This window comes from Micromonospora sp. NPDC004551 (assembly GCF_040609975.1).
Classification (GTDB): Bacteria; Actinomycetota; Actinomycetes; order Mycobacteriales; family Micromonosporaceae; genus Micromonospora.
The window spans coordinates 40,018-51,867 of record NZ_JBEXLM010000029.1; the positions used below are offsets into that span (position 1 = coordinate 40,018).

Sequence of the window (11,850 nt, forward strand, 5' to 3'; positions counted from 1 at the left end):
GTCCACGTACACCCACCAGATCGGACGATCCCGCATGTTCTCGATCCCCCGCCCGTCCCGGCGGCACGTCCTCGTGGGCGGCGCCGTCGGCGCGCTGGCCCTGGCCGCGACGGCCGTCCTGCCGTCGACGAACGCCATGGCGGCGACCGGCTGTGCCGTCACCTACACCACCAACTCCTGGCAGGGCGGCTTCACCGCCACGGTCACCGTGAAGAACCTGGGCGACCCGGTGAACGGCTGGACCCTGGGCTTCAGCTTCCCGGACGCGGGGCAGCGCGTCACCCAGGGCTGGTCGGCGACCTGGCAGCAGAGCGGCAGCGCGGTCACCGCGCGAAGCATGGACTACAACGGATCCCTCGGCACCGGCGCGAGCACCACCGTCGGCTTCAACGGCTCCTGGACCGGCACCAACCCGGCTCCCACCGCGTTCACCCTCAACGGCACGGCCTGCACCGGCGGGACCACGACGCCGCCGACCACCACTCCCCCGCCCACCACCGCGCCACCGACGCCGCCGCCGACCACGCCCCCGCCCACCGGCACCACTCCCGTGGCGATCAACGGCCAGCTCCGGGTCTGCGGGGTCAACCTCTGCAACCGGTACGGCCGCCCGATCCAGCTGCGCGGCATGAGCTCCCACGGGTTGCAGTGGTTCGCCAACTGCTACAACGACGCCTCGCTCGACGCGCTGGCCAACGACTGGCAGGCCGACCTGTTCCGCATCTCGATGTACGTGCAGGAGCAGGGCTACGAGACCAACCCGACCGGGTTCACCAACCAGGTCAACACCCTCGTGGACAAGGCGGCCGCACGCGGCCTGTACGCGCTCATCGACTTCCACACGCTGACGCCGGGTGACCCGATGTACAACCTGGACCGGGCGAAGACCTTCTTCGCCGCGGTCTCCGCCCGTAACGCCGCCAGGAACAACGTGGTCTACGAGATCACCAACGAGCCGAACGGCGTGAGCTGGTCGACCATCCGGAACTACGCCGAGCAGGTCATCCCGGTGATCCGGGCGAACGACCCGGACGCCGTGATCATCGTGGGCACCCGGGGCTGGTCGTCGCTGGGCGTCTCGGAGGGCGGCAACTCCGACGAGATCGTCAACAACCCGGTACGGGCCGACAACATCATGTACACGTTCCACTTCTACGCGGCGTCCCACAAGGACAACTACCGCAACGAGGTGCAGCGCGCCGCCGCCCGGCTGCCGCTGTTCGTCACCGAGTTCGGCACGGTGACCTACACCGGCGACGGCGCGGTCGACACGGCCAGCAGCACGGCGTGGCTGGACCTGCTGGACCGGCTGAAGATCAGCTACGCCAACTGGACGTACTCCGACGCGAGCGAGGGCAGCGCGGCGTTCCGGCCGGGCACCTGCGCGGGCGGCAGCTACGCCGGCACCGCCGTGCTCACCGACTCCGGGAACTTCATGCGCAACCGCATCCGCACCCCGGACAACTTCCCCACCTCCTGACCGGCGCGACCGGCGGCGGCCCTCCCCGGGCGGGCCGCCGTCGGTCAGTCCCCGAGCAGCCCGGCGCGGCGCCAGAGCAGCCGGCCCGGACCGGCGATCAGCCCCAGCCCGGACAGGTGGTCGGCGATGCGCTGGGCCGACCACCGCAGGGTGGCCCGCCAGTGCGGGTTGGCCCGGGCCGCGGCCAGCCCGACCGCCGGCGGGATGCCGACCGCCGCGTACGCCCGCGGGTTGACCAGCCGGCGGGTGATCGAATACGCGGCCCGCCCGATGACCAGCCGCGCGTACGCCAGCGCCACCGGGCCCGCCGCGTCGACCTGACGGGTCAGCTCGTCCCGGGCGAAGCGCACGTGCCGGGCCTCCTCGACCACGTGGATCCGGGACACCATCCGGATCAGCGGCTGGAGCGACTCGTCGGCCATCACCTCCCGCTGGAACGCGTCGAGGATCTCCTCGGCGATGAGGATCGCCGCGTACATCTGCGGGCCGGTGGCGGTGGCCTTGAGCCAGCGCCCGAGCAGGTGATCGAACGGGTCGGCCCGGTAGACCGGGCAGCCGGTGGCCTCGATGAGCCGGCCGAACATGATGGAGTGCCGGCACTCGTCGGCGACCTCGGTGAGCGCGTACTGGGCGTGCCGGGTGGTCGGGTCGGCGTCGTAGTAGTGCCGGATGAGCATCTGCATGAGGATCGTCTCGAACCACAGCCCGGCGCTCGCCGCGCTGGCCACCTCGTGCTTGGTCAGCTCGATCCGCTGTTCCTCGCTCAGCCCCTCCCACAGCGCCGTGCCGTAGAGGCTGCTGCGCTGCGGCGGCATCCAGTAGGCCCCCGGGACGGGCGGCGCCGACCAGTCGATGTCGACGGCGGGGTCGTAGCTCGTGCGTACGGAGGCGGCGAGCAGGCGGGTGGCCACCGCCTCGCGCGGGAATCCGGCCGGCGTCCCCTCCATGACCCCTCCACAGTTGACGTAACTTCGGGTAACTGTTACGAGTGGTAGCATGCGACGCACCTCCACGGATGTCAATGGCCCGGGGCCCACGCCGGAGCCGTCCGCGGGCCGGTCCACCGGCCGGCGGGACCGCTGGGCCGGCCACCGCGAACACAGGCGGCAGGAGCTGATCGGGGCGGCCGTGCAGGCACTGCTGCGGCACGGGCCGACCGTCGACATGGACCAGGTGGCCGCCGCGGCCGGGGTCAGCAAGCCGGTGCTCTACCGCTACTTCGCCGACAAGGCGCAGCTCTGGCTGGCCGTCAGCGAGGTGGTGGCGGCCCGGGTCGTCGACGCCGTGGCCCCGGCCGTCGAGCGGGTCCGCGAGGAGCGCGCGCTGGTCGAGGCGACCATCGACGCGTACCTGAGCGTCATCGAGTCCGAGCCGACGCTCTACCGGTTCCTGCTGCACGAGGCCGGCCATCCCGGCATCCAGCAGGTGGTGGCCGGCACCAGCCGGCAGGTCGCCGCCGGGCTGGCCCGGGTCATCGGCGATCGGCTGCGTGCCCTCGGGCTCGACGCCGGCCCCGCGGAGCCCTGGGCGTACGGGCTGGTCGGCTTCGTGCAGGCGGTCGGCGACTGGTGGGCCACGCACGGCCAGCCGATCCGGCGGGCCGCCCTCACCGACTACCTGACCACCCTGCTCTGGAGCGGCATCGAGGGCGTCCGGCGCGCCGCCGACCTGCCCCACGAACTGACCCGCCCGCACGAGCGGATCGAGCGGTGACCTGGCGGGGCCCGGCGGAGATCGCCGGCACCACGGTCCGGCTGCACGCCAGCGGCCGCTGGGAGCCGGTCGACGGGCGCTACCACTGGGCGGGCCGGATCGAACCCGAGCCACGCATGCTGCGGCTGCTCCGCGCCGGCCGGCGCGACGTCGACGTCCGGGTCGGCGAGCGGGTCGCCCGGGGGCGGCTCGCCGAGGCCGACCCGTGGGGTGGGGTACGGATCACCGGCGTCGGCGAGCCACCCTGGCCGCCGGACGCCGACGAGGACTGACCGGCGACGCCGGTCGCCCGGCACCGACGAGGACCGACCGGCAGGCGCGCGACGCGGACGGGGACGAGCCGCGGCTCGCGTACCGTGGGTCGGATGACGCCGACCGCGACCGTGCTGCTGGTGTTCGGGCGCGGGGTGGTGGCGGGCGACGACGGCTATCGGCTCACCGCGGAGAGCGCCGCCCGCGTCGAGGCCGCCATCGGATACGTCCGGGCGCACGCCGCCGAGTTCCGGCGGGCCGCCGGGGCGCGGGTGGTGTTCACCGGCGGCTGGCCGCACGGCCCCTCCGGGGCGCCGGGCCCGCCCGCCGGGTGCCGGGAGGGCGAGCTGATGCTGGCCCAGGCCCGCGCCGCCGGGCTCGACCGGTACGCCGCGCTGCACGCCGAGACGCGGTCCCGGACCACCCTGCAGAACCTGGCGCACACCGTCCAGGACGGACTGCTCGCCGGGCCGGCACACACCCCGGCCCGGCCGCTCGGGCTGGTCTCCCACCCGTGGCACCTGCCCCGGATCCGGTTCCTGGCCGGCAAGGTGCTCGGGCTGTCCGGCGCGGCGCTGCTGGACGTGCCGGTGACCGGGCCCGCCCCGGTGCCCGCCGGCCGCGAGCGGGCCAACCGGGCGGTCAGCCGCCTGTGCTACCTCGGCCTGCGTACCCCGGAGGCGCTGCTGCGGCGGGAACGCGGCCTGGCCCGCGCGGCGCAGCACGTCGCGGGCCTGTTCCCGCGACGACGCGGATTCGCGGGCGGGCGCCACGGGTAAGGACGACCGTCGATCGGCCCCGACGGACGGGCCGGCGGCGACGGGTCCACCCGGGAGGTTTCGTGATCGTGCTGGTGCCGGTGTACCGACCCGGGGACGACCTGCCGCGGCTCGTCGACGACGTGGCCGCCGCGCTGCCCGCGGCGCACATGGTGGTCGTCGACGACGGCAGCGGCCCGACGGCGGCCGGGGTGCTCGCGGCGGCCCGCGACCGGGGCGCCACCGTCCTGCGGCGCCGGGTCAACCGGGGCAAGGGCATCGTGCTGAAGACCGGCTTCCGGTACGTCGCGGGCCACCTCCCGGGCCGCGACGTGGTGTGCGTGGACGCCGACGGGCAGCACCTCATCCCCGACGTCGTCCGGGTGGCCGACCGGATGCGCGACACCGGCGCCCCAACGCTGGGTGTGCGCCGGTTCGACGGCGAGGTCCCGCTGCGCAGCCGCTTCGGCAACGCCATGACCCGGGCCGCGTTCCACCTCGCCACCGGCCGCCGGGTGCGGGACACCCAGACGGGGTTGCGGGCGTACCCGGCCGGGCTGCTCGAATGGCTCGGTACCGTTCCCGGTGAGCGGTTCGAGTACGAGATGAACGTGCTCCTGTTCGCCGCCCGGGCCGGACTGCCGGTCGCGCAGGTGCCGATCGCCACCCGCTACCAGGCCGGCAACTCCTCGTCGCACTTCTCCTCGCTGGCCGACTCGGCCCGGATCTACCGGCCGTTGGTGCGGTTCGCCGCCGCCCGGCTGCTGTCCCCTCGGCGGCGCGCCGAGGAGGCGACCGAGGTCACGTCGTCGCGTCCCAGACCTGCGACTCGAACTCCCTGAGCTGCTCCCCGAGCTGATCCGGGTACGCCGTCCGGAACGGATGCCGCTCGGCCGGGATCACCCGGACCATCTCCTCGATCATCTCCTGCGGGTCGCGCTGGTGCTCCAGGTAGTCGGCGAAATCCGGCCGGTCCAGCAGGGCGGTCGAGGCGTCCCACCACTGGGACATGGCCTCGACCCCCGTGTCGTTGTAGCCGGTCCGGTAGGGCCCCGGGTTGATCACGGCGACCCGGACGCCGCGCGGTTCCAGCTCGCCCTTCATGGCCCAGGCGAGCGCCTCGATGGCGTGTTTCGTGGCCGCGTAGACGCCGATGAACGGCCGGGTGCGGATGCCGACCGCGGAGGACACCCAGACGACCTTGCCCGCGCCCCGCTGAAGCATCGGCGGCACCAGGTCCCTGGCGAGGTGCAGGTGCCCGAAGACGTTCACCTCGAAGGACCGGCGGACCCGGTCCATCGGGATCTCCACCACCGCCCCCGCCTCCTGGACGCCGGCGTTGAGCACCAGGATGTCGGCCCGGTGCCGCCGGGCGGCGGCGCGGTCGCCCGGGTCCGTCACGTCCAGCTTGATCGCGTCGAGGGTCACACCGGCGCGCTCGGCCTCGGCGCGCAGGTCGCGCACCTGGGGCCAGATCTCGGCGCCGGCGACCACGTGGTGGCCGGCCCGGGCCAGGCCCAGCGCCGCGCCCCGGCCGAGGCCGCTACCGGCCCCGGTGATGAGGATGTCGGCCATCCGGTCAGCCCTGTCGGGCCTTCTGCCGGGGATCCGCCTTGTTGAGCACGAACACCTTGCCGCGACGGCGTACCACGATCGAGTTGGCCTTGCGCTTGAGCGCGCGCAGGGAGCTCCGGACCTTCATCCCGCTCCTCCGTTCCCGGTGGCTTCCGTTCCGGCTCGCGTACCCGCCGGGGCCACGGTCATGCGCGGGAGCCGGGGGCGGCAGGTTCCCCCGCCGCCCCCGGTCCGGTCACGGGTAGCTGACCACGTTCACGGGGACGGTGTTCGTGCCCTGCGCGGTGCCACCGGTGTCGTTGATGACGTGGGTGATCGACCCGTTGCCGCCGAGCGAGACGGTGAGCAGGCTGTGGAACCGCACGCCGGCCCTGTTCGGCGCCTCGAAGCCGTGGTATGCCGCGATGGTCGGATCGACGTTGAAGTAGCAGTAGCTGCCCATCCCCCAACCCTCGAACGAGGTGACGGCGTCGGCCACCTTGAACGCGGCGTAGCCGACCCGGGAGCCGTTCATCCAGGCCGACGCGCTCGGCGGGTCGTACGGCAACTCGTTCTGGAAGAAGATCGTCCGCCCGTTGTTGCCGTTCCAGATCACCTCGTACTTCTGGTAGTGCTCGACGAAGAGGCCGAGCGCCGTGACGTTGTTCCCGTTGACGATCAGGCCCGTGTCGGCGGTGTTCACGGTCCAGCCGATGCCGGTGCCGTGGTCGCCGCGCCACGCCCAGATGTGGTCGATCAGCGCGTCGTTCTGGTTCACCACCAGGCTGGTGGTGGCCTTGCCCGCCCCGGCGCCGCCGATGCGGAAGAAGACGTCCTGGATGGAGGTCGGGTTGGCGGCATGGCTCACGGTCGAGCCGGCCGTGCCGACCTGGAGCAGCACCGGTGAGTTGGTCGGGCCGGCGTCGAAGAGGAGCCCGGCCAGCCGGACGCCGTCGACGTCGGCCACGGTCATGGGGATGACGCCGTTCTGCGGGATCAGCGTCGGGTAGCCGATGCCGAGCACCACGGTGCCCGGCCGGTTGACCGTGATGGTCTGGCTGACCGGGTAGATGCCCGGCGTGAAGAGCAGGTTCAGGCCCTGTGCCAGGGCCGCGTTGATGGTGGCGGCCGAGTCACCCGGCTTGGCGACGTAGAACTGGCTCAGCGGCACCGACGTGCCCGGCGTGGCGCCGCCCAGCCAGGACGCGCCGCTGGCGTTGGTCCGGGTCGACGGGACGAAGACCTGGTAGTTGCCGCTGCCGTCGAGGTAGAGGTACGGGATGTCGCGGCTGACCGGGGTCTGCGCCACGGTGGTGTACGCCGGGTTGGGGAAGCTGGTGGCCGGCGCGCCGACCACGCCGGAGCTGGTCACGTTCCACACGGCGTTGAGGTAGCCGCCCACGTTGCTGTCCCGGGTGTACCACTGCTGCTGGGAGTACGGCTGGACCACGCCGGTGACCCGGCTGTCCGCGATGTAGCCGCCACTGGCCCAGCCGTAGCCGTTCGGGGCGAGGTTGAGGTCGCCCTGGATGTCCATCCGGCGGAACGGCGCGGCCTGCGAGACGGCCCACCGGGTGAACCCGGCGGAGGGGAACACCTGCATGTTGGACGCCGACCGCCAGAAGTTCTGGGTGGCGTTGCCGTTGAACCAGCCGGCGTCGACCGTCACGTCACCGTGAATCCGGACGTCGCCGGGGTTCCGGCCGAGCCCCATGATCGAGGTGTAGAAGCCGATCTGCGCGTTGATGCCGGAGTAGTCGCCGGGCTTGAACATGAGGGCGTACCGCTGGGTGCCGAACTGGTTCGACTCCTGGGTGCGGAAGACCGTGTCGAGCTGGCTCTGGATGCTGGCGCTCGACATCGACGGGTCGAAGGTGAGGACGTTCGGCCCGAGCGACCCGCCGCCCGGGATGGTGCCGCCGCCGGCGGTGTTCACGGTGAGCTCCCAGAGCGAGTATCCCCAGCCGGTGGCCCGGACCGTGCCGTACATGCGCACGTAGCGGCCCGAGCCGCTGACGGTGAGCGTGTCGGTTCCGCCGTCCCCGGTGGTGGTGGCGTACACGGTGGTCCAGGCGGCGCCGTCGGTCGAGGTCTGGATCTGGTACGCCCGCCCGTAGGCGGCCTCCCAGCTCAGCACGACCCGGCAGAGGGTGCGGACGCTGCCGAGGTCGACCTGGAGCCACTGGGGATCGCTGGCGGCGCTGGCCCAGCGGGTGGTGGCGCTGCCGTCCACCGCCGCTGACGCGGGCGTGCCGGCGTTCTCGGTGGACGAGGCGGTGGCCGGCCGGCCCTGCGCGGCGTTGGTCGCGGTGTCGCAGCCCGTGTCGCCGCCGGTGGCGCCGTAGACCTGGAACTCCCACAGCGAGTAGCCGTAGGCGGTGGCCCGGGCGGTGCCGTTCATCCGCACGTAGCGGCCGGTGCCGCTGACCGTGAGGTCGTCGGTGCCGCCGTCGCCGGCCGCCGTGCTGAAGACGGTGGTCCAGGTGGCGCCGTCGGTCGAGGTCTGGATCTGGTACGCCCGCGCGTAGGCGGCCTCCCAGACGAGGGTGACCCGGGAGATGGTGGCGGCGGTGCCCAGGTCGACCTGGATCCACTGGGGATCGCCGAAGGCGCTGGACCATCGGGTGCCGGTGTTGCCGTCGGTGGCGTTGCTGGCCGGCGTTCCGGCGTTCTCCACCGAGGAGGCGGTGGTGGGCCGGCCCTGGGAGAGCAGCGGGTCGGCCGCCCGGACCGGGGACGGCGGGGCCACCAGTGCCACGGTGGCGAGCAGCGCGGCCAGCACGGCGAGCAGCCGGCGTAGCGGGGGGCGGGGTGGGCTGAGGTGCGGCGGGACGGGTGACATGGGCGTCTCCGTGGCGGGGGTGGTGGGGGCAGCGGATCGACGAACGGGTTACCGGCATGTTGCGGGCGCCGTTCCGCTGGACCCTTCCGCCGGACAGTGGCGCATGTCAATTCCTCACCGGCCCGGGCGGCCCTTTTTTCGCGCCTTGTGAAAAGTCCGGAACTAACTGCGGGGCGGCCGCCGGGAGGTACCCTCCCGGCGGCCGCCGGCCGGGCCTCAGGCGACCGCGCAGGGAGCGGGTCAGGCCGGGAACAGGCCGTCGAGGAAGCGGTCGAGCAGCGCCACCTGCCGGCGGGCCGGGAAGGCCGCCGGGTCGAAGAGCGCCTGGACGACCAGGCCGTGCGCGAAGGCCGCGCAGGTGGCCGCCAGGTCGTCGGCGTCGGCGTCCGGCCCGGCGGGCGCCGAACGCAGCGCGGCCTCCACGTGGGACCGCAGCCGCGCCCGCCACCGGTCGTAGCGCTGGCGCTGGTCGGTGGCGAACTCCTCGTCGGCGAGGGCGCCGTCCCAGTAGCTGACCCAGACGCGGCTCATCACCGTCGCCTCGTCGGTCAGCGGCAGCACGTCGAGCAGGGCGGCGCGCAGCGCGGGCCGGCCCTCCCCCGCCGCGGCGTGCCGGTCACGCGCGTCGGTGTGCCGCTCGGCCACATCGACGGCGTGCCGCACGAGGGCCCGCTTGCTCGGGAAGTAGTGGGTCAGCAGCCCGGTGGAGACGCCCATCTCGGCGGCGACCGCGCGCAGGGTCAGGCCACCGAAGCCGCGGTCGGCCAGCACCTGCCAGACCGCCGCCGAGACGTCGGCGCGGCGGGCCTCGTGGTCACCTCGTGCGGGCATGGAGCTAGAGTACATAACAAACGTTCGGTACGCACCCTGGGAGCACCGTGTTCTCTCTTCCCCTCACCGACCGCGCCACCCTGCACCCGCTCGCCCCGTGGCAGGCGGCGGAGTTCGCCGACTTCGTGGCGCGCGCCCGCGCCCACCTGGCGCCCTGGCTGCCGTGGGCGCACACGATCACCGACACCGACACCGCCCGCGCGTTCCTCCAGCGCTACGCCGACGCGCAGGCCCGCGACGCCGGCTCCATCCACGCCATCCGGCTGGACGGCAAGCTGGTCGGCGGCACCCTGTTCCGCACCTTCGACGCCGCGTCAGGCGTCTGCGAGATCGGGGTCTGGCTCGCGCCGGAGGCCGAGGGACACGGCCTGGTGACCCGGGCCGCCCAGCAGATGATCGACTGGGCGCTCGGCGACCGCGGCCTGGCCCGGGTGGAGTGGCGGACCGTGCCGCACAACACCCGCAGCCGGGCGGTGGCGCGGCGGCTGGGCATGACCCGTGAGGGCGTGCTGCGCGCCGCGTTCCCCTTCCTCGGCGAACGGATCGACATGGAGGTCTGGTCGCTGCTGGCCGCCGAGTGGCGGCCCGGGATGCCGGGAGCCGGCGCCTAGACGGTGATGACGACCTTCGCCCGCGCGTGCTCGCCTTCGAGGTACCGCATGGCCTGGGGCACCTCGTGGAGCGGGTAGGTCCGGTCGATCACCGGGGTGAGGCGGCCGGCCTCGGCATGGGCGCGGAGCGTGTCGAGGTGCGGCCGGCTGGGCGCCGTCGCGAGGGTGACGATGCGCTGCCGGACGAGGGGCGCCAGCAGCCGCCCCCGCGCGATGAGCCAGACCGGTCCGACGAGGCTGCCGCCGCGGTACACGCCGCCCCCGGAGAGCACCAACGTGCCGGTCGGGGTCAGCACCCGCCGGAGCGCGGTGAGCGAGCGGTTGCCGACCAGGTCGAACACGACGTCGTACCGGCGGGTGTCGCGGGCGAAGTCGTCGCGGGTGTAGTCCACCACGTGGTCGGCGCCGAGCGAGCGGACCAGGTCCACGTTGCGGGTGCTGCACACACCGGTCACGGTCGCGCCGAACGCCATGGCCAGTTGGACCGCCAGGGTGCCGACGCCGCCGGAGGCGCCGTTGACGAGCACCCGGTGGCCGGGTTCGACCCGCGCGACGTCGCGCAGGCCCATGAGCGCGGTGCTGCCGGCCAGCGGCAGGGCGGCCGCCTGCTGCGGGGTCAGATTCGCCGGCTTCGCCGCTACCTGGGTCTCGGGCACGCACACGTATTCGGCGAACGCGCCGTTGGCCTCGCCGAGGTCGCCGAAGACGGCGTCGCCGGGGCGCACCTGCCGGACGTGGGCGCCGACGGCCTCGACCCGGCCGGCGAAGTCCCGTCCCCGGATGCGGGCCCGGGGGCGGGACCGGCCCATCGACAACCGCGCGAGCCGCGGGTCGCCGCGCATGGTGTGCCAGTCGTAGGCGTTGAGCGCGGCGGCCTCGACCCGCACGAGCACCTCGCCGGGGGCGGGCACCGGCGTGTCCACCTCCGCGAGGGTGAGTGTCTCCGGGGGGCCGTACCGGTCCTGGACGATCGCCTTCATCTTGCCCTCCTCAGGTGTACGCCGTACACCTACGGTAGGTGTACGGCGTACACCCGTCAAGGGCGTTATGGTTCAACCGCCGCCGCGAAGACGAGGATCGAGATGGCTGAGCAGGCTGACACGCTGCGCCGAGCGCCCCTGAGCAGGGACCGGGTCCTGCGCGCCGCCGTCGCGCTCGCCGACGAGGCCGGGATCGATTCGCTCAGCATGCGCAACCTCGCCCAGGACCTCGACGTCGTGCCGATGGCCCTCTACAAGCACGTGGCCAACAAGGACGAACTGCTCGCCGGCATGATCGACGTGGTGGTCGGCGAGATCGACCCGCCCGTGCCCGGCGCCGACTGGAAGCCCACGATCCGCCGGCGCATCCTCTCGGCGCGGGAGGCGTTGCTGCGCCACCCCTGGGCGCCGCTCGCCATCGAATCGCGGAACACGGCGACGCCGGCCGTCCTGGCCTACCTCGACTCGATGATCGGCACGTTCCGGGCCGGCGGGTTCTCCGTCGACCTCGCGCACCACGTGATGCACGCGATGGGCAGCCGGATCCTGGGCTTCAGCCAGGAGCTGTTCGACGCCAACCGGCGTGCCGGCCGGTCCGGCTCGTCCGACCCGGAGCCGCCGACGGACCTCCCACCGGAGGTCGCAGCGAGATTCCCGCACGTCGCGGAGATCGCCATGGCGGCGTCCCACGACGACGATTCGGTCGTGGGGCAGGGCTGTGACGACCAGTTCGAGTTCGAGTTCGCGCTGGATCTGCTGCTGGACGGCATCGAACGGCTGCACCGGCAGGGCTGGACGTCACCCCGCCGATCCGGCTGAGACCGCCGCC

Annotated in this window: 13 protein-coding genes; 7 read left to right on the plus strand and 6 right to left on the minus strand. The window is 73.4% G+C overall.

Annotation, left to right across the window (positions count from 1 at the left end; translation table 11 throughout):
* The first annotated feature begins 34 nt into the window (after positions 1 to 34).
* Positions 35 to 1,480 (plus strand): cellulase family glycosylhydrolase, encoded by a 1,446-nt coding sequence (locus ABZW14_RS27245; protein ID WP_355351674.1) that lies wholly within the window; start codon positions 35 to 37, stop codon positions 1,478 to 1,480.
* Between the two features lie 44 nt (positions 1,481 to 1,524).
* On the opposite strand, the gene ABZW14_RS27250 is transcribed toward ABZW14_RS27245, so the two are convergent.
* Positions 1,525 to 2,427 (minus strand): diiron oxygenase, encoded by a 903-nt coding sequence (locus ABZW14_RS27250; RefSeq protein WP_355351676.1) that lies wholly within the window; start codon positions 2,425 to 2,427, stop codon positions 1,525 to 1,527.
* A 49-nt stretch (positions 2,428 to 2,476) separates the two neighbouring features.
* On the opposite strand from ABZW14_RS27250, the gene ABZW14_RS27255 reads away from it, so the two are divergent.
* From ABZW14_RS27255 to ABZW14_RS27270, 4 genes are all read left to right on the plus strand, one after another.
* On the plus strand, positions 2,477 to 3,193 hold the full coding sequence (locus ABZW14_RS27255) for a TetR/AcrR family transcriptional regulator (protein ID WP_355351678.1): 717 nt from the start codon (positions 2,477 to 2,479) through the stop codon (positions 3,191 to 3,193).
* The gene (locus ABZW14_RS27260; protein WP_355351680.1) at positions 3,190 to 3,465 is read left to right on the plus strand and encodes a DUF4873 domain-containing protein; all 276 of its coding nucleotides are present in this window, start codon (positions 3,190 to 3,192) and stop codon (positions 3,463 to 3,465) included. Before ABZW14_RS27255 ends, ABZW14_RS27260 begins: the two co-directional genes overlap by 4 nt.
* Before the next feature lie 93 nt (positions 3,466 to 3,558).
* Positions 3,559 to 4,224 (plus strand): YdcF family protein, encoded by a 666-nt coding sequence (locus ABZW14_RS27265; RefSeq protein ID WP_355351682.1) that lies wholly within the window; start codon positions 3,559 to 3,561, stop codon positions 4,222 to 4,224.
* Positions 4,225 to 4,286: 62 nt separating this feature from the next.
* Positions 4,287 to 5,045 (plus strand): glycosyltransferase family 2 protein, encoded by a 759-nt coding sequence (locus ABZW14_RS27270; RefSeq protein WP_355351684.1) that lies wholly within the window; start codon positions 4,287 to 4,289, stop codon positions 5,043 to 5,045.
* Here ABZW14_RS27270 and ABZW14_RS27275 read toward each other — a convergent pair.
* The 4 genes from ABZW14_RS27275 to ABZW14_RS27290 all read right to left on the minus strand — a co-directional run bounded on the left by ABZW14_RS27275 (position 5,005) and on the right by ABZW14_RS27290 (position 9,430).
* Complete coding sequence (locus tag ABZW14_RS27275; protein ID WP_355351686.1) at positions 5,005 to 5,778, minus strand: SDR family oxidoreductase; 774 nt, start codon at positions 5,776 to 5,778, stop codon at positions 5,005 to 5,007. The two genes, ABZW14_RS27270 and ABZW14_RS27275, sit on opposite strands and share 41 nt — an antisense overlap.
* A gap of 4 nt (positions 5,779 to 5,782) precedes the next feature.
* On the minus strand, positions 5,783 to 5,905 hold the full coding sequence (locus ABZW14_RS27280; protein WP_091265774.1) for a 50S ribosomal protein L36: 123 nt from the start codon (positions 5,903 to 5,905) through the stop codon (positions 5,783 to 5,785).
* 108 nt (positions 5,906 to 6,013) lie between these two features.
* On the minus strand, positions 6,014 to 8,599 hold the full coding sequence (locus ABZW14_RS27285) for a discoidin domain-containing protein (RefSeq protein WP_355351688.1): 2,586 nt from the start codon (positions 8,597 to 8,599) through the stop codon (positions 6,014 to 6,016).
* A gap of 240 nt (positions 8,600 to 8,839) precedes the next feature.
* Complete coding sequence (locus ABZW14_RS27290; protein ID WP_355351690.1) at positions 8,840 to 9,430, minus strand: TetR/AcrR family transcriptional regulator; 591 nt, start codon at positions 9,428 to 9,430, stop codon at positions 8,840 to 8,842.
* Positions 9,431 to 9,477: 47 nt separating this feature from the next.
* Between ABZW14_RS27290 and ABZW14_RS27295 the strand changes: the two genes are divergently transcribed.
* Positions 9,478 to 10,041 carry a GNAT family protein gene (locus ABZW14_RS27295; protein ID WP_355351691.1) on the plus strand — a complete coding sequence of 188 codons (564 nt, stop codon included), beginning with the start codon at positions 9,478 to 9,480 and terminating at the stop codon, positions 10,039 to 10,041.
* Here the strand turns inward: ABZW14_RS27295 and ABZW14_RS27300 are convergent.
* The gene (locus ABZW14_RS27300) at positions 10,038 to 11,021 is read right to left on the minus strand and encodes an NAD(P)-dependent alcohol dehydrogenase (protein WP_355351693.1); all 984 of its coding nucleotides are present in this window, start codon (positions 11,019 to 11,021) and stop codon (positions 10,038 to 10,040) included. The genes ABZW14_RS27295 and ABZW14_RS27300 overlap by 4 nt on opposite strands.
* A gap of 102 nt (positions 11,022 to 11,123) precedes the next feature.
* Between ABZW14_RS27300 and ABZW14_RS27305 the strand changes: the two genes are divergently transcribed.
* Positions 11,124 to 11,840, plus strand: coding sequence for a TetR/AcrR family transcriptional regulator C-terminal domain-containing protein (locus ABZW14_RS27305; protein WP_355351695.1), 717 nt, complete (start codon positions 11,124 to 11,126; stop codon positions 11,838 to 11,840).
* The last annotated feature ends 10 nt before the right edge of the window (positions 11,841 to 11,850 follow it).